Origin of the sequence: Azospirillum agricola (genome assembly GCF_017876095.1) — a bacterium.
In the GTDB taxonomy this organism is placed as follows: Bacteria; Pseudomonadota; Alphaproteobacteria; order Azospirillales; family Azospirillaceae; genus Azospirillum; species Azospirillum agricola.
In genome coordinates this window covers 245,422-268,352 of the sequence record NZ_JAGINM010000002.1, presented here as the reverse complement: position 1 = coordinate 268,352, position 22,931 = coordinate 245,422, and the positions used below count along the sequence as shown (strand labels likewise).

Annotated in this window: 23 protein-coding genes; 14 read left to right on the top strand and 9 right to left on the bottom strand. The window is 68.7% G+C overall.

Annotated features, from left to right (window positions below; genetic code table 11):
- Positions 1-694: 694 nt before the first annotated feature.
- Positions 695-2,065, top strand: coding sequence for an AAA family ATPase (locus J2847_RS03655; RefSeq protein WP_233474255.1), 1,371 nt, complete (start codon positions 695-697; stop codon positions 2,063-2,065).
- An 80-nt stretch (positions 2,066-2,145) separates the two neighbouring features.
- On the opposite strand, the gene J2847_RS03650 is transcribed toward J2847_RS03655, so the two are convergent.
- On the bottom strand, positions 2,146-2,325 hold the full coding sequence (locus J2847_RS03650) for a hypothetical protein (protein ID WP_209777060.1): 180 nt from the start codon (positions 2,323-2,325) through the stop codon (positions 2,146-2,148).
- Positions 2,326-2,867: 542 nt separating this feature from the next.
- Here J2847_RS03650 and J2847_RS03645 point away from each other — a divergent pair.
- The gene (locus tag J2847_RS03645; protein ID WP_209777059.1) at positions 2,868-3,566 is read left to right on the top strand and encodes a LuxR C-terminal-related transcriptional regulator; all 699 of its coding nucleotides are present in this window, start codon (positions 2,868-2,870) and stop codon (positions 3,564-3,566) included.
- 225 nt (positions 3,567-3,791) lie between these two features.
- Here the strand turns inward: J2847_RS03645 and J2847_RS03640 are convergent, their stop codons facing one another.
- Positions 3,792-4,535, bottom strand: a complete 744-nt coding sequence (locus J2847_RS03640; RefSeq protein ID WP_233474254.1) for a response regulator transcription factor — start codon at positions 4,533-4,535, stop codon at positions 3,792-3,794.
- 768 nt (positions 4,536-5,303) lie between these two features.
- Between J2847_RS03640 and J2847_RS03635 the strand changes: the two genes are divergently transcribed.
- The 4 genes from J2847_RS03635 to der all read left to right on the top strand — a co-directional run bounded on the left by J2847_RS03635 (position 5,304) and on the right by der (position 9,678).
- Positions 5,304-5,948 (top strand): response regulator transcription factor, encoded by a 645-nt coding sequence (locus tag J2847_RS03635; protein ID WP_085556647.1) that lies wholly within the window; start codon positions 5,304-5,306, stop codon positions 5,946-5,948.
- A gap of 293 nt (positions 5,949-6,241) precedes the next feature.
- The gene (locus J2847_RS03630; RefSeq protein ID WP_209777057.1) at positions 6,242-6,886 is read left to right on the top strand and encodes a tetratricopeptide repeat protein; all 645 of its coding nucleotides are present in this window, start codon (positions 6,242-6,244) and stop codon (positions 6,884-6,886) included.
- Between the two features lie 3 nt (positions 6,887-6,889).
- Positions 6,890-8,236: a PQQ-like beta-propeller repeat protein gene (locus tag J2847_RS03625; protein WP_209777055.1), complete on the top strand. Its 1,347-nt coding sequence runs from the start codon at positions 6,890-6,892 to the stop codon at positions 8,234-8,236.
- A gap of 35 nt (positions 8,237-8,271) precedes the next feature.
- Entirely contained in the window at positions 8,272-9,678 is a 1,407-nt protein-coding gene (der, locus tag J2847_RS03620; protein WP_209777054.1) for a ribosome biogenesis GTPase Der, read from the top strand.
- A 16-nt stretch (positions 9,679-9,694) separates the two neighbouring features.
- On the opposite strand, the gene J2847_RS03615 is transcribed toward der, so the two are convergent.
- Genes J2847_RS03615 through map form a run of 4 tightly spaced genes read right to left on the bottom strand, consistent with a single transcriptional unit; the run spans position 9,695 to position 12,188 of the window.
- Positions 9,695-10,132 (bottom strand): cupin domain-containing protein, encoded by a 438-nt coding sequence (locus J2847_RS03615; RefSeq protein ID WP_209777052.1) that lies wholly within the window; start codon positions 10,130-10,132, stop codon positions 9,695-9,697.
- Positions 10,129-10,725 (bottom strand): Uma2 family endonuclease, encoded by a 597-nt coding sequence (locus J2847_RS03610; RefSeq protein WP_209777050.1) that lies wholly within the window; start codon positions 10,723-10,725, stop codon positions 10,129-10,131. Before J2847_RS03610 ends, J2847_RS03615 begins: the two co-directional genes overlap by 4 nt.
- A gap of 43 nt (positions 10,726-10,768) precedes the next feature.
- Complete coding sequence (locus tag J2847_RS03605) at positions 10,769-11,377, bottom strand: NUDIX hydrolase (protein WP_325169322.1); 609 nt, start codon at positions 11,375-11,377, stop codon at positions 10,769-10,771.
- Position 11,378: 1 nt separating this feature from the next.
- On the bottom strand, positions 11,379-12,188 hold the full coding sequence (gene map / locus J2847_RS03600; RefSeq protein WP_209777048.1) for a type I methionyl aminopeptidase: 810 nt from the start codon (positions 12,186-12,188) through the stop codon (positions 11,379-11,381).
- 176 nt (positions 12,189-12,364) lie between these two features.
- Here map and radA point away from each other — a divergent pair, with 176 nt between their 5' ends.
- The 4 genes from radA to J2847_RS03580 all read left to right on the top strand — a co-directional run bounded on the left by radA (position 12,365) and on the right by J2847_RS03580 (position 16,942).
- Positions 12,365-13,771 carry a DNA repair protein RadA gene (radA, locus tag J2847_RS03595; RefSeq protein WP_209777047.1) on the top strand — a complete coding sequence of 469 codons (1,407 nt, stop codon included), beginning with the start codon at positions 12,365-12,367 and terminating at the stop codon, positions 13,769-13,771.
- 27 nt (positions 13,772-13,798) lie between these two features.
- Positions 13,799-14,485, top strand: a complete 687-nt coding sequence (locus tag J2847_RS03590) for a CvpA family protein (protein ID WP_085556656.1) — start codon at positions 13,799-13,801, stop codon at positions 14,483-14,485.
- Positions 14,486-14,570: 85 nt separating this feature from the next.
- Positions 14,571-16,019 carry an amidophosphoribosyltransferase gene (gene purF / locus J2847_RS03585; RefSeq protein ID WP_209777045.1) on the top strand — a complete coding sequence of 483 codons (1,449 nt, stop codon included), beginning with the start codon at positions 14,571-14,573 and terminating at the stop codon, positions 16,017-16,019.
- A 215-nt stretch (positions 16,020-16,234) separates the two neighbouring features.
- The gene (locus J2847_RS03580; protein ID WP_209777043.1) at positions 16,235-16,942 is read left to right on the top strand and encodes an SDR family NAD(P)-dependent oxidoreductase; all 708 of its coding nucleotides are present in this window, start codon (positions 16,235-16,237) and stop codon (positions 16,940-16,942) included.
- A 125-nt stretch (positions 16,943-17,067) separates the two neighbouring features.
- Here J2847_RS03580 and J2847_RS03575 read toward each other — a convergent pair whose 3' ends face one another.
- The 3 genes from J2847_RS03575 to J2847_RS03565 all read right to left on the bottom strand — a co-directional run bounded on the left by J2847_RS03575 (position 17,068) and on the right by J2847_RS03565 (position 18,535).
- Positions 17,068-17,235 carry an RSP_7527 family protein gene (locus J2847_RS03575; RefSeq protein WP_209777042.1) on the bottom strand — a complete coding sequence of 56 codons (168 nt, stop codon included), beginning with the start codon at positions 17,233-17,235 and terminating at the stop codon, positions 17,068-17,070.
- A gap of 159 nt (positions 17,236-17,394) precedes the next feature.
- Positions 17,395-17,679 (bottom strand): hypothetical protein, encoded by a 285-nt coding sequence (locus J2847_RS03570; RefSeq protein WP_209777040.1) that lies wholly within the window; start codon positions 17,677-17,679, stop codon positions 17,395-17,397.
- A gap of 40 nt (positions 17,680-17,719) precedes the next feature.
- The gene (locus J2847_RS03565; RefSeq protein WP_209777039.1) at positions 17,720-18,535 is read right to left on the bottom strand and encodes a hypothetical protein; all 816 of its coding nucleotides are present in this window, start codon (positions 18,533-18,535) and stop codon (positions 17,720-17,722) included.
- A gap of 59 nt (positions 18,536-18,594) precedes the next feature.
- On the opposite strand from J2847_RS03565, the gene J2847_RS03560 reads away from it, so the two are divergent.
- From J2847_RS03560 to mobB, 4 genes are all read left to right on the top strand, one after another.
- A complete protein-coding gene (locus tag J2847_RS03560; protein WP_209777037.1) occupies positions 18,595-19,365 on the top strand; it encodes an SDR family oxidoreductase in 771 nt (256 codons plus the stop codon).
- Between the two features lie 407 nt (positions 19,366-19,772).
- Positions 19,773-21,743, top strand: a complete 1,971-nt coding sequence (gene uvrC / locus J2847_RS03555; RefSeq protein ID WP_211114595.1) for an excinuclease ABC subunit UvrC — start codon at positions 19,773-19,775, stop codon at positions 21,741-21,743.
- 51 nt (positions 21,744-21,794) lie between these two features.
- Positions 21,795-22,400, top strand: coding sequence for a CDP-diacylglycerol--glycerol-3-phosphate 3-phosphatidyltransferase (pgsA, locus tag J2847_RS03550; protein ID WP_085556663.1), 606 nt, complete (start codon positions 21,795-21,797; stop codon positions 22,398-22,400).
- A gap of 24 nt (positions 22,401-22,424) precedes the next feature.
- A complete protein-coding gene (gene mobB, locus J2847_RS03545) occupies positions 22,425-22,928 on the top strand; it encodes a molybdopterin-guanine dinucleotide biosynthesis protein B (protein ID WP_085556664.1) in 504 nt (167 codons plus the stop codon).
- Positions 22,929-22,931: the final 3 nt, after the last annotated feature.

Here is a 22,931-nt window from a genome sequence, read left to right as displayed (position 1 = left end):
TCGGTGGTCCCGCCGGCCTTTTTGTTACCTTTCCGAAAAGAACCACACCCTATCCCATTTCCATCCCGAATAGGAACGCATAGGGATTTTAATAGGAACATAATCGGAACTTACCCGTTGCCGCACCCCGTTCGTTCTGGTATCAGGAAGGAACACAACGCGAACATTGGAGGGTGGCATGACGGTTCTGGCTTTCGTGCGTGAATGCGTGACGCTCGCGGTGCTGCTGGCCAGCCTCTACGGCTGGATCATGGTCGGCCCGCTGCTGGTGGGATGAGACGGGGGCCGCCCCCTCATCCGAACGGATTCGCCGGAAGGGCGATGCTGCGTCGGTATGATATCCGAAATCCCAACCCATCCCGCCGGCCGCATCGCTTACATCGGGTAGACGCGGATCGGTTCCCTCGCTGAAACAAGCGCTTGCCGGGGCCGGTGCCGCAAACGCCGACAAGCGTGAGGACTGGGACGGATGCGCAACTTCTTTCGGAAACGGCGGACGGCCACGGCGGCGGACGAGCGAGTACCGGCAGCAGGCGCCGCTGGCGGCGTCGGCATAACGGGCGGCGGTCTGGGCGGCGGTGCCCCCGCCGGCGGCGCGCCGGCGGCGGGTTCGGCCCATCACGGCTTCGCCCGTCCGCCCGGTCCCTCCCATCTGCGGCCCGTCGATGGGATGCGCGGGGACGGGATGCGCGGGATGGATGGAATGCGCGGACCGGCGGCGCCCCGCCAGCCGGACATTCTCGGCCAGGACGCCACGGGCGACCATCGCGGGCGCATGTTCCCGGCGCCCGGCGGCGGCGATGCGGGCGACACCGAGTTGCCGCGCTTCACCATGACCGTCAACGGCGGCTTCCGCGGCGGCATGGGGGTGAACGCGCCGGCCATGCTGAAGGGGCTGACGCCGGAACTGAACGGCCTGCTGCGCGAGGCCTTCACCCCGACGCGGCCCAAGCAGCAGCTCAACGGCCTGTTCATCGGCCGCAGCGACACGTTGCGCCGGATCATCTCGGCCATCGAGGAGGAGCGGGCGCACGTCATCCTCTACGGCGACCGCGGGCGCGGCAAGACCTCCGTCGCCAACGGCATCGAGAAGATCGCCGCCCAGGCCGGCTACCTGTCGCTGAAGCTGACGTGCAGCGCCGAACTCAGCTTCGAGGACATCTTCCGGCATTTCCTGAAGAAGATCCCCTCGACCTACTACCGCTCCGGGGCGGACAACCCCTTCGCGGCGCGGCGCAACTTCGCCAGCTTCAACGAGCTGCTGCCGGACGGCACCTTCAGCGTCACCGAGCTGAACGAGGTGCTGTCGGGCATCCACGCCACCCATGTGCTGCTGATCCTCGACGAGTACGACCGCGTCACCGACGAGGATTTCCGCAACAAGCTGGCCGAGCTGTTCAAGAACCTGACCGACAGCTCGATCCCGGTGACCCTGCTGGTGGTCGGCGTCGCCGAGAATCTCGACCAGCTTCTCGGCAAGCATCCGTCGATCCAGCGTTCGCTGGTGCCGGTGCATCTGCCGCTGATGACCGACCAGGAGATCGGCCGGCTGATCCAGGCCGGGGCGGAGAACGCCGGCATCGGCTTTGCGCCCGACGTGGTGCAGCGGATCGCCGAGTTCGTGCGCGGGCTTCCCTACTACGCCCAGCTTCTGGGGTTGCACGCGGCGCGCAGCGCGGTCAGCCGCGGCAGCAACATCGTGGAGCGTTCGGATCTGGCCTACGCCGTCGCCCGCTGTCTCCAGGAGGCCGAGCGCGGCATCGTCGACAGCTACGCCCGCGCCCTGGCCGCCGAACGGCGCGGCGAGCTGGAGGACGCGCTGCTCGCCGCCGGTCTGTGCCCGGCCGACGCCTACGGCACCTTCGACCCGGCCGATCTGGCGGGGGAGGGGGGCGAGCCGCCGAGCCGGGAGATGCTCGACCTGCTGAAGCGCCTGACCCGCGAGGACCATGGCGCGGTGCTGGCCCCGGTGATCGAGCCCGGGCGGGAGCGCTACCGCTTCCGCAACCAGATGATGCGCCAGTATGTCCTGATGCGTCAGGCGAACGAGCGCGGCCAGATCTGATCCATTCCCGATCCGGCCCGACTCAGAGGCCCTTCCCCGTCGCCGGGGGAGGGCCTTTTCCGTTGCACGGAGCGACCCGTCTAGGGTGGCGAATCGAGCAGGATGACAGCCGCCACGATGCCCGCGATGGCGCCGCAGAGGATCGCGACGATCGCGAGGCTGCGCAGGAACTGGCGGAACTCCCCCTGCTTCCAGGCGCTGCGCGCCAGAAGCAGGAGATAGCCGGCGATTCCCGCCCCGATGATCTGCCAGCCCGTCATGCCATCCCCGCGATTCGCGGCCGCAGAAGCGCATGGGCGGGGGCGGCTCGTCAAGGCCGGTCGGAGGACGCGGAAAAGGGGTGGGGCGGGCGCTCGGGCAGGGGGCGGCCGTTACGCCGAAAGGCTATGGTCCCGGATGGGAGGAGGGGATGGCGCGGCCTTCCGCGCAGCGGCTTTTCTGCAATTCACGGCGCTATTTTTAGAATCCACATCACCCAATGCGCGTTTTTATTGACAAATAAGTGGTGGTTGTCACGAAGAATAACCTTTTCGATGGGGTGAGACGAATACTTTCAACGAGGCCGTTTACACCTTCAAGAGGTCGTGGCTTTGCGCATATGTCCAATGCGTTCTTCTTTTAACTCCGGAGAGTGGTAACGTAGGACACGACACGGGGGTAAGCTCACCCTAAATATTGGTAGGCCGAAGACTTCGAAGGAGGGCGGTGCCGGACGGTTCGGATAGCCGGACGCCCACACGATCGGAATCGTTTTCTGGTCCGCCGTGTCACGACGATCGATCCAAATTCGCGGGAGCTGACCATGGACACAGTGCGTGCTTTTCTGATCGACTCCAACAAGCTGTTCCGCGAGGGATTGAAGCGGCTGCTCGACGACTCGCCGTTCCAGATCGGCGCCGAGGCCGGCAACCTCCGCGAGGCGCTGAACAGCGTCGAGAACGGCCTGCGTCCACAGCTCGTCCTGCTCGACCTTCAGAACGGCGGCGACGAGGAGGCGGAAGGGATGCGCCGCCTGCGCGCCCAACTGCCGGACGCCCGCATGGTCATCCTGACCAGCGACCTCTGCACCCGCCGTCTGGCCAACGCGCTTGAGGCGGGGGCCGACGGCTACCTGATGAAGGACCTGTCGTCCGACGCTCTGGCCCAGTCGTTGAAGCTGGTGATGATGGGCGAGAAGGTGTTCCCGACCCATCTGGCCGCGCTTCTGATCTCCGGCCGGGTCAACGGCAACGGCACCGAGATGCCGGTGTCGCGCAAGGGGCTGTCGCAGCGCGAGGTGCAGATCCTGCGCTGCCTGCTGAACGGCGACAGCAACAAGATGATCGCCAACCACCTGAACATCACCGAGGCGACGGTGAAGGTCCACCTGAAGAGCCTGCTGCGCAAGATCAACGCCTCCAACCGCACCCAGGCCGCCATCTGGGCGCTCAACAACGGCATCGGCGGCGAACTGGCCGGCGCCGGCGTGGTGGCGGCCGCCGTGACGGCGGCCCACCAGTAACCGTTCCCCACCACGGCTCGACCGCGAGAAGCCCCTCTTCCATCAGGAGGAGGGGCTTTTCGCGTGGGCGTCCCTTGCCGGGGCGTCCCTTGCCGAAACCCGCGACCCGGCCGGATGCCGGGGGGCGCGCAAGGGACGTGACCGTGGGGACGTCGCAAAAAAACCTCCGGACTTGTGATCCGGAGGGCTTCGAAGCCGATGGGCCGTGGGGGGAGGCCGGCGGGGCTAGGCTCCCGCCGCGCGCTGCTGCTGGGCGGCGTGCATGTGGGGGGGCACGACCCCGTCGCGCGCCGATTGCAGGGCGCCCTGCTGGCGCGCGGCGAAGACCCCGGCCTCGGTCCGGTTGCGGAAATGGAGCTTGGACAGCACGCTGCGCACCATCGACTTGATCACCGCCTCCGACAGGTCCAGCGCGTTGGCGATGGTCCGGTTGTTCAGCCCCTGGCCCAGCAGGCGCAGGGTCTCGTATTCCGGGTCGGACAGGCGGGGCAGCAGACTGAGCCGGATTTCGTCGACGCCCAGCCGCGAGAGGAACTGCTTGGGCATCAGGCAATGGCCCTCCAGCCCGAGGTCCAGCAACTCGTTGATGCGGTCGACGTTGAGATCCTCGAACACCCAGGCGTCGGCGAAGGCCAGGATGTGGGCGGCGTCGAGCAGTTCGCGCGACGACAGCACCACGACGATCCGGGACCGCCGCGACAGGCGCAGATAGACCATCGGCTCGTTCTCGCGCAGCGCGGTGAACTGCTGGAGGCCGATCAGGATGGCGTCCGGCGTCAGCGCGCTCTGCGTCAGGTCGGTGATGTCGTGCAGCACCGTCACCCGATGGCGGCCGCCACGGTCGAGCGCCTGCACCACGGTTTCGGTCAGCGCGTTGTTGTCGAGGATCAGGCAGACATGCATGGGGGTCACCGCGTTGCGGGTCTGGTTCGATGCTTTCTCATGGGCGTACTCATGATGTGTGTGCATGGGTCAGCTCTGTCTGGAGGAGGCATCCACGGCCAGCCCGAACCGGGCATTGCCGCCTGCGTCTCGGTTGAATGGAAAACCGACCGTGTGTTCGGCCGGCCCAGGCACGCGCAATCCCGATATTTCATAAAATCTTCCAAGTATGCCTGTAAAAGAGAAGAGTTCGCTGGTGGTCCTGGAATAATTTAGAAATTGATGAGGTGGCACGTAAATCGAACGATGGATTATCAACCGAGATCGTCAAGCACAGCCAGGATGGTCGCTTCTTGTTTCGGGACGGTAACACCTCTGGAATGTTGTGTGCTGAACGGGTCACAGCCGATTGCGCGTTGGTACAGGGATCCTTCCGGGAGATTCGAACGGTTGGGCCTAACCCTCCGCGCCCTCGATTCGGGGTTAGTTCAGCTCTGCCCACACGAACGGGATCGCTTCGCAAAGGTTCCAAGACGATTCCCTGCGCGAACGGAGACGATTCTTGCCTTTTCGAGTGCTTCGATTGGACGGGCTCAGTCCCGAATCGGGTTTCCTGCCGCGAATCTATGACTTATGGCCGGGGCAATGCTTGGGCGCGCTCTGCCGTATGGTTCGGTCATGGCGCGGTGCGGCGGCTAATGACCTATGGCCCTTGTCGATATACAGCCCCTCTTCCGATCGTGGTATCAATCACCCAAGCCAGTTAAGGCGAGCGAGACGATCCGGGGGCCGCGGGGGCTTACCGGACGCGAAGGCGAGGCCCGCAAGGGGCGGCGAACGAGGGTGACGGGGATCATGAAAATCCTGATCGGTGACGACCATCTGCTGTTCCGTGAAGGGCTGCGGCGGCTGCTCGAGCAGCTGCATGGCGATGCCACCTTCATCGAGGCGGGGACCTTCAACGAACTGCTCGACCGCTGCCGGTCGGACATCACCTACGACATCGTGCTGATGGATCTGCACATGCCGAACTGGCCGGGCTTCGACGGTCTGCGCGACGTCCAGGCCTTGCAGCCGGGGGTTCCCATCGTCGTCATCTCCGCCTCCGAGGCGCTGGGCGACATCCGCGGCGCGCTCGACCACGGCGCCACCGGCTACATTCCGAAATCCAGCAGCGTCAAGGTCATGATGGGCGCGCTGAACCTCGTCTTCTCCGGCGGCATCTATGTCCCGCCGGGCGCCCTGACGGCCAGCATGGACGCGGCGCCGCGCCGCCGCTCGCCGCTGGACGTCGCCGACCGCAGCGGCGGCTACGGCCTGACCCAGCGCCAGCGCGAGGTTCTCGAATGCCTGCGGCTGGGCAAGTCGAACAAGCAGATCGCCTATGAACTGGGTCTGTCGGAAGGCACCGTCAAGATCCACGTCACCGCCATCTTCAAGTCGCTGGGCGTCAAGAACCGCACGCAGGCGGTGATCGCCGCCGCGGCGATGACGGCCTGACGGTTTCCGGGGCGACCTCGTTTCCCTCCGTGTTTCGCTGACATCGGGTGGTGCGCTGAAAAAAGGCCGTGCGGGCGTCGTCCCGTACGGCCTTTCGCCTATTCAGCCATCCGAATCCCCAGGGGGCATGGGGGGCGGGGCGCCGTGCGCACTTGACCGGGCGTGGTACCCAATGCTATCCGGCCCTGTGATGGCGCGGACAGGCCCCTCCGGCCAGCCGGGGGTGCCGTTCCGCCCGACCCGAGACCGCGCCGCCGTCCCGGCCGCACGAACAAGGACCGCACCGCAGCGCCATGAGCGATATTTTCCGCGAAGTCGACGAGGATCTGCGCCGCGATCGCGCGGAGCATGTGTTCAAGAAGTATGGCGGCGCCATGATCGCCGCCGCCGTGCTTCTGGTCGCCGGAACCGGCGGCTACACCGCGTGGCGCAACTGGCAGGCTTCCAAGCAGCAGCAGGACACCGCGGCTCTCGTCACCGCCATCTCGCAGACCGCGCAGGGGCCGGAGAAGGGCGTCGAGGCGCTCGCCGCCTACGCCGGCAGCGCCGACCCGCGCATGGCCGCCTTCGCCCAGTTCAACGCCGCGGCGCTGCTGCTGCGCCAGGGCAAGCCGGCCGACGCCGCGACGATCTATGACGGCATCGCCGCCAACAGCGCCGTCGATCCGGTCTACCGCGACCTCGCCACCCTGCTGGGGGCGATGCAGCGGGTCGAGAGCGGCGACGCCGCCCAGCTCACCGCCAGGCTCCAGCCGTTGACCGCCGACAGCAGCCCGTGGCGCTTCACCGCGCGCGAGCTGACCGCCTTGCTGGCTGCCCGCAGCGGCGACACCGCCAAGGCGCGCGGCCTCTTCCAGCAACTGGCCGACGACCAGCAGGCGCCGAGCGGCGTCCGCTCCCGCGCCGCCGACCTCGCCTCCCTCTACGGCAAGACCTGACGAATGACCACGGCCCGTCCTCTGCGCCGTTCGGCGCTCCTGTCCGCTTCGCTGCTCGCCGTCCTGCTGGGCGGTTGCGACACCGTCGGCGACTGGTTCGGCAAGACCCCCGAACCGCCGCTGCCGGGGCAGCGCGTCTCCGTCCTGACCCGCGAGCGCAAGATCGAGCCGGACGCCCGTCTGGCCGACGTCGCGGTCACCGTGCCGCCGCCGGCCGCCAACGTCGCCTGGCCGCAGGCGGGCGGCACGCCGGACCACGCCATGGGCCACCTCGCCCTTGCGGCCAGCCCGTCCGAGGCGTGGCGCGGCGACATCGGCAGCGGGTCGAGCAGCTCGCGCGCCCTGCTGGGCGTTCCGGTGGTCGCCGACGGCAAGATCTTCGCCATGGACGCCGACGCGCATGTCGCGGCGCTCGACGAGCAGACCGGCCGGTCGCTGTGGCGCGTCGACACCAAGCCCGAGCATGAGCGGGGCGGCGCCACCGGCGGCGGCGTGTCCTACGCCGACGGACGCCTCTACGCCGCCACCGGCTTCGCCGAGGTGATGGCGATGGATCCGGCCAACGGCTCGATCCTGTGGCGCAAGCGCGTCGCCGGCCCGGTGCGCGGCGCTCCGACCGTGTCGGGCGGGCGGGTCCTCGTGCTGACGCTCGACAACCAGATCGTCGCCCTGTCGACCGGCGACGGCACCGTGCAATGGTCGCAGCAGGGCATCCTGGAGACCGCCGGCCTGCTCGGCGCCGCCAGCCCGGCCGCGACGTCGACCCTGGTCGTCGCCCCCTACTCGTCGGGCGAGCTGTTCGGGCTGCGGCCCGAGACCGGCCGCGTCGCGTGGCAGGAGAGCCTCGCCGCCATCCGCCGCACCGGGGCCCTCAGCAACCTCGCCGACATCCGCGGCCTGCCGGTGATCGACCGTGGCATCGTCTACGCCATCGGCCATTCCGGCCGCATGGTCGCCATCGACGAGCGGATCGGCAACCGGGTGTGGGAGGCCGAGATCGGCGGCACCCAGACCCCGTGGCTGGCCGGCGACTATCTGTTCACCGTGACCAACGACGCCGAACTGGTGGCGGTGACCCGTCAGGCGGGCCGTGCCCGTTGGGTGGCTCCGCTCGACCGCTACGACGATCCCAAGGACAAGACCGGCCCGATCACCTGGGCGGGGCCGGTGCTGGCCGGCGGCCGCCTGTGGGTGGCCGGCTCGAACGGCCAGCTGCTCGGCCTGTCGCCGAACAACGGCGCGGTCGAGGTCACCCGCAAGCTGCCGGCGGCCGCCTACTTGCCGCCGGTCGTTGCCAACAACACTCTCTATGTCCTGTGCGACAACGGGACGCTTGCCGCGTTCCGTTGATGCTTCTCGTCTGTTTTTAGGAAAAGCCTGGCGCCATGTCGTTCACAGTCGTTCTCGTCGGTCGGCCGAATGTCGGCAAATCGACCCTGTTCAACCGCCTGGCCGGCAAGAAGCTGGCCCTGGTGGACGACACGCCGGGCGTCACCCGCGACTGGCGCTCCGCGCCCGGATTCGTCGGCGGCCTGTCCTTCACGGTGGTGGACACCGCCGGGCTCGAGGACGTCACCGACGACAGCCTGGAGGCGCGCATGCGCCGCCAGACCGAGCAGGCGCTGGAACGCGCCGACGTCGCGCTGTTCATCATCGACGCGCGCGCCGGCGTGACCCCGATGGACCGCCATTTCGCCGCCATCCTGCGCAAGAGCAAGACCCCGGTCCTGCTGGTCGCCAACAAGTCCGAAGGCAAGGCGTCGAAGTCCGGGCTCTACGAATCCTACGAGCTTGGGCTGGGCGACCCGATCCCGCTTTCCGCCGAGCATGGCGAGGGCATGGCCGATCTGGTCGAGGGGCTGCTGCCCTTCGTTCCGAAGGAGGCCGAGGACGAGCCGGAAACCGAGGCCCCCGCCGCCGACGCGTCCGACGAGGGACCGATCCCCATCGGCGACCAGCCGGAGCCGGAAGAGGACAAGACCAAGCCGATCCAGATCGCCATCGTCGGCCGTCCCAACGTCGGCAAGTCGACCCTGCTCAACAGTCTCGTCGGCGAAGAGCGGGTGCTGACCGGGCCGGAGGCCGGCATGACCCGCGACGCGATCAGCGTCGATTGGGAATGGCGCGACCGCCGCTTCAAGCTGGTCGACACCGCCGGCATGCGCCGCCGCGCCCGCGTCGACGAGAAGGTCGAGAAGCTGGCCGTCGCCGACACGTTGCGCGTCATCCGCATGGCGAACGTTGTGGTGCTGGTGGTCGATGCCGAGGCGATCCTCGACAAGCAGGACCTCAACATCGCCCGCATGGTGATCTCGGAGGGCCGTTCGCTGGTCATCGCGGTCAACAAGTGGGACATCGTCGACGACCGCGCCATGGCGCTGCGGCAGGTCGAGGACAAGCTGGAGGCGGCGCTCGGCTACATCAAGGGCGTCAAGGTCGTCACCATCTCGGCCCTGAGGAACCAGAAGCTCGGCACGCTGCTGGACGCCATCGTCGACACCTACACGGTGTGGAACCGGCGCATCCCGACCTCGCAGCTCAACCGCTGGATCGAGGGCGTGCTCGACCACCACCCGCCGCCCCTGATCGAAGGGCGCCGGGTGAAGATCCGCTACGTGACCCAGGTGAAGTCGCGCCCGCCGACCTTCGCGCTGTTCGTGAACAAGCCGCTCGACCTGCCGGAGAGCTACCAGCGCTACCTGATCGGTCATCTGCGCGATAGCTTCGACCTGCCGGGCGTGCCGTTGCGGCTGCTGCTGCGCAAGGGCAACAATCCCTACGCCAAGGAGTGACGGGAGGGGGCCGGCGTCAGGCCGGCCCCGGTTCCCAGCCCGGCGGGGCCAGGGTGAAGCCGGCGAACTCGAAGGCCGGCGCCACCGTGCAGCTCACCAGCGACCAATCCCCCAGGCTGCGCGCCGACTGCCACGCGCCGACCGGCACCACCGCCTGCGGCCGTTCGCCCGCCGCGAGGTCCATGCCGAGCGTGTGAACCCGTGTCTCGGCTTCGGACCCGTCGTGGATCGACAGTTCCAGCGGCGCGCCGCCGTGCCACAGCCAGATCTCGACGGCGTCCACCTTGTGCCAATGGGAGCGCTCGCCGGCATTCAGCAGGAAGTAGATGGCCGTCACCGCGCCGCGCCCCTCGGCGGGAGCGCGGTAGGTCTCCACGTAGAACCCGCCCTCGGGGTGCGGCTGGAGGCCGAGCAGCGCGATCAGCCGGTCGGCGTTGAAGGCTTCCATCGTCATCGCTCCTCCTCGTCGGCGGATTCGCCATCGAGGGCGAAGGGTACCTCCGTGTCCTCGTGGACGACCGCAAGCGGCAACTCGACCGCCAGCGCCGGAAGGCGCAGGATGCCGCCTTCGCCTGAAACCACCTCGTGCAGCCAGCCTTCGCCGTCGCGGCGGAGGCTCTCCACGGCGGCGGCGCGCTGGTGGACGATCACATACTGCGTCAGCGAGGGCAGGGTGCGGTAGGCGGCGCTCTTGGTCAGGTGGTCGCGCGCGGCCGTGCTGTCGGACAGCACCTCGACGATCACGCTCGGCTCGGCGGCCAGACGGTCCTGGTCGTTCAGCTTGGCGCAGGTGACGAGGACATCCGGATAGAAAACCGAGTCGTCGGCGATGGTCTTCAGGCTTTCGCGGAAAACACGGCACGGAGTGCCGCGCAACTGGCGGGCCAGTTTGCGGTCGATGTTTCCGATGATCTGGTTGTGCGCCACGGTTCCGCCGACCATGGCGACGATCCCGCCGTGATGGAATTCGTGACGCTCGCTCTGCCGTTCCTCCCAAGCGAGGAACTCGGCCACCGTCATCGTCCGATGCTTGCGCAGGGCAACCATAACCACACCTTCCGCTGCGGTTCCGCTCCTCACCCTACCATGGTCAGGCGCCCTGCGCCCGCGCCGCCATGCTCAGACCCTCGCGCAGTTCCGGGAGCAGCACGGCCCCCAGCATGGCGATCACCGGCAGGAAGGCGTAGTCGCCGCGCGCCGCCGCCTCGATCAGTTCCTTGCGGGTGCGAAGCTCGATCCGCATCTCCTCCAGGTCGCCGTCGTCGGGCTCGGCGACCTTTCGGGCGTTGCGCGCGTGGAACATGTGGCAGGCGCAGCCGCGATGGTTGCCCTGCACGACGAAGTCGCCAAGCCCGGTCCACGCGTCGGAGACGTAGCCGGTCTCCTCCAGCAGCTCGCGCTTGGCGGCGGCCAGCGGATCCTCGCCGGGAGAGAGGGCGCCGGCCGGAAAGGTCAGGCTGACCCGCCGCGCCCCGTGTTTGTAGGTGCGCAGCATGACGAACCGCCCGTCTTCGGTCTCGACGCACATCAGCGCGTAGTCGGGCTGTTCGACCTGATAGAAGCTCTCGACCCGGCGGCCGTCGGGAAGCTCGACCGTCTCGGCGCGCACCTTCAGGAAGGGGCTGGCGTCGAGAAGCTCGCGGCTGCCCAGCACCGTCCAGGGCTTCAGCGGGGCCTCGCCGCCGGAGTCGGCGCTCACCTCAGGCGGCTCCGTAGGGCGGCTGGGTGAAGCCGGCGGGGGAGAGGGTGAAGATCTCGCAGCCGTCCTCGGTGATGCCGATCTGGTGCTCGAACTGCGCCGACAGCGAGCGGTCGCGGGTCACGGTGGTCCAGCCGTCCGACAGGATCTTCACCTCGGGGCGGCCGGCGTTGATCATCGGCTCCACCGTGAAGACCATGCCGGGCTTCAGCTCGACGCCGGTTCCGGGCCTGCCGAAATGGTCGACGTGCGGGGCGTCGTGGAAGACCTGGCCGATGCCGTGCCCGCCGAAGTCGCGCACCACCGAGCAGCGGTTCGCCTCGGCCAGCGTCTGGATGGCGTGGCCGATGTCGCCCAGATGATTGCCGGGCCTCGCCTGGGCGATGCCGGCCATCATGCAGCGGTAGGTCAGGTCGACCAGATTGCGCGCCTTCACGCCGATTTTCTCGCCGACGAAATACATGCGGCTGCTGTCGCCGTACCAGCCGTCGAGGATCACCGTCACGTCGATGTTGACGATGTCGCCCTCGGCCAGCCGCTTGTCGTCGCTGGGGATGCCGTGGTTGACGACATGGTTGGGCGAGATGCAGCAGGCCTTCGGGTAGCCGTGATAGCCGATGGTGGCGGGGATGCCGCCGCGGTCGCGCTGGAACGTCTCGATCAACTGGTCGAGGCGGCCGGTGCTGACCCCCGGCACCACGAAGGCGCCGATGTAGTCCAGAGTCTCCGCCGCCAGCCGGCACGCCTTGCGGATCGCCTCGAACCCCTCCGGTCCATGCAGGACGATGCGCTTGCCTTCCTTGTCCGCCACAAATCCCCCGGTCTTCGTCGTCGTGGTGCGAATGTTCGTCGTCGCAGTAAACTACCACCTCGGCGGGCCGAAAAAAGCCCCCGCATTTTCATGGCTGGACCCGGCCGGGGCCATAGGATTCCCGGAAACGCCTTGCTATATGTTGGCCGTCTTACCCCCATCGGACTACCAGACCTTTGGCGAAGCCAACCACCCGCTACGTCTGCCAAGCCTGCGGCGCATCCTTTCCGAAATGGGCGGGGCGCTGCGACGCCTGCGGCGAATGGAACAGCCTCGTCGAGGAGGCCGCCCCCGACGCGGCGCCGAAGGGGCTGGGCGTCTCGCGCGGCCGCCGGCTGGAGTTCGTCGGGCTGGAGGGATCGAGCGCCGCCCCGCCCCGCCGCCTGACCGGCATCGCCGAGTTCGACCGGGTGTGCGGCGGCGGTCTGGTGCCCGGCTCGGCGATCCTCATCGGCGGCGATCCCGGCATCGGCAAATCGACGCTGCTGCTCCAGGCGATGGCGCGGCTGGCGCAGAACCACCGCTGCGCCTACGTCTCGGGCGAGGAGGCGGTCGACCAGGTGCGGCTGCGCGCCCAGCGGCTGGGCTGCGCCAACGCGCCGGTCAGCCTCGCCTCGGCGACCAACGTCCGCGACATCGTCGCCTCGCTCGACGAGGCCAACGGTCCCGAGATCATCGTCATCGATTCGATCCAGACCATGTATGTCGACGTGCTGGACAGCGCGCCGGGCACCGTCGCCCAGGTGCGCGCCAGCGCGCAGGAGCTGATCCGCGTCGCGAAGCGGCGCGGCGTCGTGCTGCTGCTGGTCGGCCACGTCACCAAGGAGGGGACGATCGCCGGTCCCCGCGTGCTGGAGCACATGGTCGACACGGTGCTGTATTTCGAGGGCGAGCGCGGCCACCAGTTCCGCATCCTGCGCGCGGTGAAGAACCGCTTCGGCCCGACCGACGAGATCGGCGTCTTCGAGATGGGCGACGGCGGCCTCGGCGAGGTCGCCAACCCGTCCGCCCTGTTCCTGGCCGAACGGCGCGGCGACGTGTCGGGCGCCGCCGTCTTCGCCGGGATGGAGGGCACCCGCCCGGTGCTGGTCGAGGTGCAGGCGCTGGTGGCGCCGTCGCCGCTCGGCACGCCCCGCCGCGCGGTGGTCGGCTGGGATTCGGCGCGGCTCGCCATGGTGCTGGCGGTGCTGGAGGCGCGCTGCGGCGTGCAGATCGGCGCCAACGACGTGTATCTGAGCGTGGCCGGCGGCCTGCGCATCACCGAGCCGGCGGCCGATCTGGCGGTCGCCGCCGCGCTGGTGTCCTCGCTGACCGGGGAGCCGGTGCCGGCCGACGCCGTGGTGTTCGGCGAACTCGGCCTGTCGGGCGAGGTGCGCGCCGTGAGCCAGACCGACACGCGGCTGAAGGAGGCGGCGAAGCTCGGCTTCTCCTCCGCCATCTTCCCGGCGCGGCGCACCGGCAAGCGTGGACGCAACGCCGACAACGGATTGAAAAGCGTGGAATTGCAGCAGCTGGGCGAACTGTTGCCGCTGTTCCAGCAGGGCTCGCGGCCGGCCCGGCCGCGCCATCGCGACGACGAGTGAGAGCAGGGACGAGGGTACGACACGACCATGGAGAATTTTCCCGTCAACCCGGCGGATCTCGCCGTCATCGCGGTGCTGCTGCTGGCGGCGCTGCTGGCCTTCACGCGCGGCCTGGTGGCCGAGGTGCTGTCGGTCGCCGCCTGGGCCGGTGCCGCGGTGGTGACGCTCTACGCGCTGCCGCATGTCCTGCCCTTCGTGCAGGCGCAGATCAAGCTGGAGATGGTGGCCTACGCCGTCACCGCCGTCGGCCTCTACATCGTCTCGCTGGTCGTGCTGACCCTGGTCGGCCGGGCGCTGTCGCGCGGCGTGCAGAATTCCGGCCTGTCGGCGCTCGACCGCTCGCTCGGCTTCGTCTTCGGTCTGGCCAAGGGTGCCATTCTGGTGTCGGTGGCCTATCTCTTCTTCGTGTGGCTGGTGCCCAACACGGCGGAGCATCCGGTCTGGCTGCAAACCGCCAAGACCCGGCCCTTCCTGGCGAACGGCGCCGCCATGCTCTACGACTTCGTGCCGGAGACTCTGCGCAAGGAAGGGGTGGGGCAGATGGACATCGCGCGCGAGCAGGCCAAGCGGGCGATGGAGGCCAAGGAGGCGCTGGACCGCCTGTCCACGCCGGTGCCCAGCCAACCGAAGACCGGGGGTGCGTCGCAATCCGATACCGGTTATAAGGACCGCGACCGCGCCGAGATTGAACGGCTGATGCAGAACGCGCGATAAAAAGCGCGGTTTTCTGCTCTTTTTCGTTGTGAGTTCACCGCGTTTACGGCGCCCGGCAGGGGCGCTTTCACGAAGGACCTTAGCGATGCTGACGACGCATCCGTTCGACGACGACAAGCTGCGCGAGGAGTGCGGCGTGTTCGGGATCTACGGCAACCCGCAGGCGGGCGCCATCACCGCGCTGGGGCTGCACGCCCTTCAGCATCGCGGTCAGGAGGCGGCGGGCATCGTCAGCTTCGACGGCGGGCGCTTCCATCTTCAGCACACGCTGGGCCTGGTCGGCGACCATTTCAGCTCCGAGGCGGTGATCGCCAAGCTGAAGGGCGGCACGGCCATCGGCCATGTCCGCTACGCCACCACCGGCGACACCTCGATCCGCAACGTCCAGCCGCTCTACGCCGACTTCGAGTTCGGCGGCTTCGCGCTGGCCCACAACGGCAACCTGACCAACGCGCAGACCCTGCGCCGCCAGCTGGTCCGCCGCGGCTGCCTGTTCCAGTCCTCCACCGACACCGAGGTCATCGTCCATCTGATGGCGACGGCGCGCGGCGGCTCGCCGGTCGACCGGCTGATCGAGGCGGTGCGGCAGGTCGAGGGCGCCTTCTCTCTGGTCGCGCTGACCTCCAACGAGGTGATCGGCGTGCGCGACCCGCTGGGCGTGCGCCCGCTGGTGCTCGGCAAGCTGGGCGACACCCACATCCTGACCAGCGAGACCTGCGCGCTCGACATCGTCGGCGCCGAGCTGGTGCGCGACGTCGAACCGGGTGAGATGATCGTCATCGACGGCTCGGGCGTCCACAGCATGCGGCCGTTCCAGCCGCACGGCCGCCGCTTCTGCATCTTCGAATACATCTACTTCGCGCGGCCCGACAGCGTGATGGAGGGCACCTCCGTCTATCAGGCCCGCCAGCGCATCGGCCGCGAGCTGGCGCGCGAGGCCGGGGTGCCCGCCGACGTCATCGTCCCGGTTCCCGACAGCGGCGTGCCGGCGGCGCTCGGCTACGCCCAGGAAAGCGGCGTGCCCTTCGACCTCGGCATCATCCGCAACCACTATGTCGGCCGCACCTTCATCGAGCCGACCGACCAGATCCGCCATCTCGGCGTGAAGCTGAAGCACAACGCCAATCGCGCGATGATCGAGGGCAAGCGCGTCGTGCTGGTGGATGATTCCATCGTGCGCGGCACGACCTCGAAGAAGATCGTCGAGATGGTGCGCGCCGCCGGGGCCGCCGAGGTCCACATGCGGATCTCCAGCCCGCCGACCTCGCACCCCTGCTTCTACGGCATCGACACGCCCGAGCAGAGCAAGCTGCTCGCCCACCGCATGACGGTGGAGCAGATGCGCGAGTTCATCCAGGCCGACAGCCTCGCCTTCATCTCGCTCGACGGCCTGTACCGGGCGATGGGCGAGGAGAAGCGCGACCCGGCGAAGCTCAGCTACTGCGACGCCTGCTTCACCGGTGATTACCCGATCGCCCTGACCGACGCGCTGGACAGCCCGCCGGTCGAAGCCAACGTCGCCGTCAGGGCGTAAGAAAATCTCCCTCTCCCGCGATGTAACCCTCTCCCCCTGGGGAGAGGGTGGCCCGAAGGGCCGGTGAGGGGGCGTTGCGGCCGGAGGCCGGAAAAGAGGATGGCCCAGCCATTGGCTTCCGGTTCAAGGCATGAGATGCCTCCCCCTCACCCAACCCTCTCCCCGGGGGGGAGAGGGCTTGTTCCTGCAATCCTCGAATCCGAGAGCCAGAGCCCATGTCCCGTCTGTCCGGCCGCATCGCCCTTGTCACCGGCGCCTCGCGCGGCATCGGCGCCGCCGTCGCCAAGCGCTTTGCCGCCGAGGGCGCGCACGTCATCCTGACCGCCCGCACCGTCGGCGGGCTGGAGGAGGTGGACGACGAGATCCAGAAGGCCACCGGCCACAACGCCACCCTGGTGCCGCTGGATCTGCGCGACTACGACAAGATCGACCAGCTCGGCTATTCGGTGTACGAGCGCTTCGGCAAGCTCGACATACTGGTCAGCAACGCCGGCGCGCTGGAGGCGCTCGGCCCGATCGCCCAGTACGATCCGAAGCTGTGGTCGCGGGTGATGGACCTGAACGTGACGTCGAACTACCGGCTGATCCGCTCCTTCGACCGGCTTCTGCGCACGTCGGAGAACGGCCGGGCGATCTTCGTGACGTCCTCCGCCGCCAAGGCGCCCTATCCCTACTGGAGCCCCTACGGAGCCAGCAAGGCGGCGCTGGAGATGATCGTGAAGACCTACGCGCTGGAGATCGCCGCGTCGCCGCTGCGGGTGAACCTGATCGACCCCGGCGTGGTCGCCACCAAGATGCGCACCCAGGCCTTCCCCGGCGAGGATCCGAAGTCCATCACCCAGCCCGACCAGATCACCGACCGCTTCGTCGATCTGGCCGATGCCGCCTGCACCCTGCATGGCGAGATCGTCAACGCCCAGTGAGGGGCGAGGACGGGGCGGCGTTGTCCGCCCCTTTCCAAAAGCCATTCGCAAACGCCGAAAGGCGGAGAAACGGGCGTCGGCCTCGTCTCTCCGCCTTGCGGATCGTCACCATGAACAGGGTGGTGTCAGCGGGCGTGCGGCGTCAGGATCGTGCCGTGACCGTCGTGGCCGGTCAGCGCGGCGCGCAGCTTGCCGAACAGTTCGCGGATGTAGTCGGCGCGCATCTGGCGGGCGGCCTTCATGATCTCTTCGTGGCTGCGCGGGTCTCGTTCGTAAATCATGGTCTTGGACATGGCAGGGATATCTCCTCGTCGAGAGAGACGTCCCCTCCCCGGACTTTCTTGTTTCGCCCCTGAAGATAGGGAAACAAGGCTGTCCCAAGAAGCGCCATGCCTGCATTGCCGACCAACGCTGGGCGTATCAGCTTGGTCAATCAATATGATCGCGAACAATTACTCATCGCCACCATCGCGCCCGCCATCCACCGCGACGTTGCGGTCGTCGACGATCCGGTCGTCCTGGATCTGTTCGGGCCGCGGGCGGTCGCGGCCGTCCTCGCCTGCGCGGGGCAGGGGGCCGGTGCCGAGCGCGTGGGCCTCCTCGCTGCCGGGGATGCCGTAATCCGCATCCGCGCCGGGGCCTTCGACGTTCTGGAAGCCCATCTCGCGCTCGTCCACGTCGGGCTGCGCGCGGGTGTCGCGGATGTCGAGTGGTTCCTTGCGTTGGTCGGTCGCCATGCCGGTCTCCTGTTCCGATGGAATGGGGTTTCCCTTCGCATCAACAGGCGGACAGCGCGCTCGTCACCGTGCGGACGTCGAACCAGGCGCCGACGCTGTGGCGCAGGTCGTGGCGGCGGTCCTGCTCGGGGGCCGGGGCGATGTCCCACAGCCAGGACAGGTCCGGGGCGGGCAGGGGAAGGCCCCAGACCGAATCCTCCCGCTCCAGGATGGTGCCGGACTCCAGCCATTGGCTTTCGATGTCGGTGAACAGGGCGGCGGTGTCGGCGATGCCGCCCAGCCACTCCAGATGGTCGCGGGCGAGCCGCCGCGCGAAGGCGACGCGCTCCGCCGGCGGAACCATGGGAGCCCGCCGCTCCACCGCGTCCAGCGGCAGCAGCGGCAGTTGGGACAGCAGGTTGCAGGAGATCGCGAAGGCGAAGCCCCCGCCGGGAACGGGCGGCGGCGCGAAGCTCGCGGGCAGCCCCCGCCCGGCGTCCAGCGCCTCGGCCAGCGGGCCGAGCGCCCCGGTCGCGTCGAGCGTCAGCAGGCGCACGTTGGGGACGCCCGCCGCCCGCCGCCGCACCGGGCGGGCGTGCAGCATGTCGAGCAGCACCACCTCGTCGAACCGGCTGGCCAGTTCGTCCAGCGGCACCTCGATCAGCAGGCCGGAGCCGGCGACCAGCGCGCGCCCGCCGTCCGGAGCCCGCTCCATCGCCTCCAGGATGAAGCGCCGGCAGGCGGCGACGTGCGGCGCCCAGGCGCGGCGCTGGCGCCGGTACCGCGCGCCCAGCGCGACCAGTTCCGACAGATAGCCCAGGCGGCGGGGCAGCGGGTCGCAGGGGGTGGTCAGATACTCCAAAGCCTCGCGCAGCATGGGCGGTTTGTCCTCCGTCTCCCCTTGACCCGCGACGGTGGCAAGGTACCTATGGCGGCATGGTCGAGATCAAGAGGAAAGCGGCTCTCGTCACCGGAGCCGGCAAGCGCATCGGGCGTGCCATCGCGCTCGATCTCGCGGCCCAGGGCTGGGCCGTCGCCGTCCATTACCGCCGCTCCCGCGCCGACGCCGACGCCGTCGTCGCCGGGATCGAGCGGGCCGGCGGGCGGGCCGCCGCCTTCGCCGCCGACCTCGGTCGGGAGGAGGAGGTGCGGGCATTGGTCCCAGCCGTGATCGACCGCCTCGGTCCGCTGACCCTGCTGGTCAACAACGCCTCCCGGTTCGAGCGCGACGAGGTCGCCGACGCCACCCGCGACTCCTGGGACGCGCACATGGAGGCGAACCTCCGCGCGCCCTTCGTGCTGTCGCAGGAGTTCGCGTCCCGGTTGCCGCCGGAGGAGGGCGGCCTGATCGTCAACCTGCTGGATCAGCGTGTGTGGAACCCGACCCCGCACTTCCTCTCCTACACGGTGTCGAAGATGGGGCTGTGGGCGCTGACCCGCACGCTGGCGCAGGCGCTCGCCCCGCGCATCCGCGTCAACGGCATCGGCCCCGGCCCGACCCTGCGCAACGAGCGCCAGAGCGAGGCGGAGTTCGCCGCCCAGTGGGACTCCACCCCGCTGCGCCGGGGCACGACGCCGGAGGAGATCTGCGCGGCCATCCGCTTCCTGGTTTCGGCCCCGGCGATGACCGGCCAGATGATCGCGCTGGACGGCGGCGAGCATCTCGGATGGGCGCAGCCGGCGCATGGCTTCGTGCCCGTCGAATGACGGGAGGCGGGGTGCGCTGCACACGGTCCGGACGCACCGTTTCCCCACCGCCGGAAGGGCCGGCGGGCGGCGGCCTGGCCGTGAAGGACCGCGCGTTTTACACAGGTGCCCTCCGCGACGCAAGCTCCGCCTTTGGGGCTATGACATTTTTATGCCTGTGGGCGATTTGCCACAGTCGATTCAGTGTTGACGTATATAAATCAATGGTTTAGAAAAAATGCCTCATTTTTAGGCAACTGTGCGGCAACCCTTGCAACGCTTGGCTCCCGGCCCACTACCCCCTTCGTTATCGACAAACTTATCCACAGGATTGGTGGATAGTCTTTCCGGGTGGGGCAACCGACGCCTCCGCGCCTTTCGCGCGGCTTGCGGTTGACCCCGCGCGGCGGCTCGACGACATTCTGGCCATGTCCGAAACGCAGCCCTCCGACCCGGCCGCCAGCCTGCCGGGCGACCCGCCCGCCAACCCGCCTGCCGACCCGGCGCAAAGCCCGGAGACGGCTCCCCCGCGCCTCCGCCGCCGCCCCGCCGACCTCGCGCGCGGCGTGGAGATCATCCGCGAGCATCTGAAGACGCTGCCGCAGACGCCGGGCGTCTACCGCATGCTGGCGGGCGACGGGGCGGTGCTCTATGTCGGCAAGGCGCGCAACCTGAAGCGCCGGGTGACCAACTACACCCAGGTCGCCAAGCTGCCGATCCGCCTCCAGCGCATGGTTTCCGAGACCGAGACCATGGAGTTCGTCAACACCCACACCGAGGTGGAGGCGCTGCTTCTCGAATCGAATCTGATCAAGAAGCTGATGCCCCGCTACAACGTGCTGTTGCGGGACGACAAGACCTTTCCGCACATCATGATCACCAGGGACCACGACTACCCCCAGCTCACCAAGCACCGCGGGGCGCGCGGGCGCGACGCCGACTATTTCGGCCCCTTCGCCTCGGCCGGGGCGGTCAACCGGACGATCACCGCGCTCCAGCGTGCTTTCCTGCTGCGCAACTGCGCCGACACCGTGTTCGCCGCGCGCTCGCGGCCCTGCCTGCAATACCAGATCAAGCGCTGCACCGCGCCCTGCGTCGGCCGCGTCACCCCGGCTGAGTATCAGGCCCAGGTCGGGCAGGCGCGCGCCTTCCTGTCGGGCAAGAGCCGCGACATCCAGACGGAGTTCGCCGCGAGGATGATGGAGTCCTCCGAGGCGATGGACTTCGAGGCGGCGGCCCGCTACCGCGACCGCATCCGCGCGCTGACCGCCATCCAGGCCCACCAGGACATCAACGTCGAGGGGGTGGTGGAGGACGCCGACGTCGTCGCGGCCCACGCCGAGGGCGGCGTCACCTGCATCCAGGTCTTCTTCTTCCGCGGCGGGCGCAACTACGGCAACCGCGCCTATTTCCCCAGCCACGACAAGGCGGCGGAGACGGAGGAGGTGCTGGCCGCCTTCGTCGCCCAGTTCTACGAGAACAAGGCCGCCCCGCCGCTGGTGCTGGTCAGCCACGCGCTGCCCGAACTGGAGCTGCTGACCGAGGCGCTGGCCGTGCGCGCCGGCCACAAGGTCGAGCTGGCCGAGCCCAAGCGCGGCGAGAAGCGCCGCATCGTCGAGCACGCCCTGACCAACGCGCGCGAGGCGCACGGCCGCCGGCTGGCCGAAAGCTCGTCGCAGGCGCGGCTGCTGGAGGGGGTGGCTGGCGTCTTCGGCATGGATTCCGCGCCGGAGCGGGTGGAGGTCTACGACAACTCGCACATCCAGGGCGCCCACGCCATCGGCGCCATGATCGTCGCCGGGCCGGAGGGCTTCATCAAGAACGCCTACCGCAAGTTCAACATCAAGAGCGAGGGGGCGGCCGGCGACGACTTCGCCATGATGCGCGAGGTGCTGACCCGCCGCTTCGGCCGCGCGGTGAAGGAGGATCCGGAACGCACGCTCGGCACCTGGCCCGATCTGGTGCTGATCGACGGCGGCCTCGGCCAGTTGAACGTCGCGCTGGAGGTCTTCGCCGAGCTGGGGATCGACGACGTGACCCTGGTCGGCATCGCCAAGGGGCCGGACCGCGACGCCGGGCGCGAGCATTTCTTCATGGAGAACCGGCCGCCCTTCCAGATGGAGATGCGCGACCCGGTGCTGTATTTCCTGCAACGGCTGCGCGACGAGGCCCACCGCTTCGCCATCGGCACCCACCGGGCCAAGCGCACCAAGGCGATCGGCAAATCCCCGATCGACGAGATCGCCGGCATCGGCCCCGCCCGCAAGAAGGCGCTGCTGCACCATTTCGGCAGCGGGGCGGCGGTGGCGCGGGCCGGGCTGGCCGATCTGGAGGCGGTGGAAGGGATCAATCGGGCGGTGGCGAAAAAGATATACGATCACTTCCATCCCGACGGTTAGAATGAGGATGCCCGCATTCTTCCTGCCCTCCAGCGGTTCGAGCCTCCGATCATGTTGACCAGCCTGCCCAACCTGCTGACCCTGTCGCGAATCGCGGTGATCCCGCTGGTCGTCGGGCTGTTCTACATTCCGGAGGCGTGGGCCGCCTACACCGCCTGCGGGCTCTACGCGGCGGCCTGCATCACCGACTGGTTCGACGGCTACCTCGCCCGCGCCTGGGCGCAGGAGAGCGTCATCGGCAAGTTCCTCGACCCCATCGCCGACAAGCTGCTGGTGGCGGCGACGCTGATCATGCTGGCCGGATTCGGGCGGCTGGGCGGCCTGTCGATCCTGCCGGCGGTGACGATCCTGCTGCGCGAGGTGCTGGTGTCGGGGCTGCGCGAGTATCTCGCCGGCCTGCATGTCGGCGTGCCGGTGACGTGGCTGGCGAAGTGGAAGACCGGCATCCAGATGGTGGCGCTGGGCTTCCTGATCGTCGGCGACTACGCCCCGCCGGAGATCCCCTCGACCATCCTCGGCACGGTGGGCCTGTGGATCGCCGCGGCGCTGACCTTCTACACCGGCTGGGACTACATGCGCGCCGGCCTGACCCACATGATGGCGGAGCAGCCGCCCAAGCGCGGCGCCGCCGCCCGGTCCGCCGGCAGCGCCGGCTGAGACCCTTCGACACGAGTTTCCGACATGAAGATTTTCGGTCTGACCGGCTGGAGCGGCAGCGGCAAGACGTCGCTGGTCGTCCGGCTGATCCCGGCGCTGACGGCGCGGGGCCTGCGCGTCTCCACGATCAAGCACGCCCACAAGGGCTTCGACATCGATCATCCCGGCAAGGACAGCCACAACCACCGGCTGGCCGGGGCCACCGAGGTGCTGGTCAGCTCACCCAAGCGCTGGGCTCTGATGCACGAGCTGCGCGGGGATGATCCGGAACCGGCGCTCGCCGACCTGCTGCCCAAGCTGGCGCCGGTCGACCTGCTGCTGATCGAGGGCTTCAAGCGCGAGCCGCACGAGAAGATCGAGGTGTGGCGGAGCGCGGTCGGCAAGCCGCTCATCGCGCCCGAGGATCCGCAGATCGTCGCCGTGGCCAGCGACGGGCCGGTGCCGGGCTGCCCGGTCCCGCTGCTCGATCTCGACGACGCCGAGGCCATCGCCGCCTTCGTGATGGCCCGCTGCGGGCTGGAGCGCTGACGC

Coding starts and splice junctions, on each gene's coding strand:
- der (WP_209777054.1), top strand. CDS start 8,272: ATGTCGTTCACAGTCGTTCTCGTCGGTCGGCCGAATGTCGGCAAATCG.
- mobB (WP_085556664.1), top strand. CDS start 22,425: ATGAAGATTTTCGGTCTGACCGGCTGGAGCGGCAGCGGCAAGACGTCG.
- J2847_RS03655 (WP_233474255.1), top strand. CDS start 695: ATGGATGGAATGCGCGGACCGGCGGCGCCCCGCCAGCCGGACATTCTC.
- J2847_RS03590 (WP_085556656.1), top strand. CDS start 13,799: ATGGAGAATTTTCCCGTCAACCCGGCGGATCTCGCCGTCATCGCGGTG.
- purF (WP_209777045.1), top strand. CDS start 14,571: ATGCTGACGACGCATCCGTTCGACGACGACAAGCTGCGCGAGGAGTGC.
- uvrC (WP_211114595.1), top strand. CDS start 19,773: ATGTCCGAAACGCAGCCCTCCGACCCGGCCGCCAGCCTGCCGGGCGAC.
- J2847_RS03575 (WP_209777042.1), bottom strand. CDS start 17,235: ATGTCCAAGACCATGATTTACGAACGAGACCCGCGCAGCCACGAAGAG.
- J2847_RS03625 (WP_209777055.1), top strand. CDS start 6,890: ATGACCACGGCCCGTCCTCTGCGCCGTTCGGCGCTCCTGTCCGCTTCG.
- J2847_RS03615 (WP_209777052.1), bottom strand. CDS start 10,132: ATGACGATGGAAGCCTTCAACGCCGACCGGCTGATCGCGCTGCTCGGC.
- J2847_RS03570 (WP_209777040.1), bottom strand. CDS start 17,679: ATGGCGACCGACCAACGCAAGGAACCACTCGACATCCGCGACACCCGC.
- J2847_RS03640 (WP_233474254.1), bottom strand. CDS start 4,535: ATGCACACACATCATGAGTACGCCCATGAGAAAGCATCGAACCAGACC.
- J2847_RS03580 (WP_209777043.1), top strand. CDS start 16,235: ATGTCCCGTCTGTCCGGCCGCATCGCCCTTGTCACCGGCGCCTCGCGC.
- J2847_RS03565 (WP_209777039.1), bottom strand. CDS start 18,535: ATGCTGCGCGAGGCTTTGGAGTATCTGACCACCCCCTGCGACCCGCTG.
- J2847_RS03645 (WP_209777059.1), top strand. CDS start 2,868: ATGGACACAGTGCGTGCTTTTCTGATCGACTCCAACAAGCTGTTCCGC.
- J2847_RS03610 (WP_209777050.1), bottom strand. CDS start 10,725: ATGGTTGCCCTGCGCAAGCATCGGACGATGACGGTGGCCGAGTTCCTC.
- J2847_RS03560 (WP_209777037.1), top strand. CDS start 18,595: ATGGTCGAGATCAAGAGGAAAGCGGCTCTCGTCACCGGAGCCGGCAAG.
- J2847_RS03650 (WP_209777060.1), bottom strand. CDS start 2,325: ATGACGGGCTGGCAGATCATCGGGGCGGGAATCGCCGGCTATCTCCTG.
- J2847_RS03630 (WP_209777057.1), top strand. CDS start 6,242: ATGAGCGATATTTTCCGCGAAGTCGACGAGGATCTGCGCCGCGATCGC.
- J2847_RS03635 (WP_085556647.1), top strand. CDS start 5,304: ATGAAAATCCTGATCGGTGACGACCATCTGCTGTTCCGTGAAGGGCTG.
- pgsA (WP_085556663.1), top strand. CDS start 21,795: ATGTTGACCAGCCTGCCCAACCTGCTGACCCTGTCGCGAATCGCGGTG.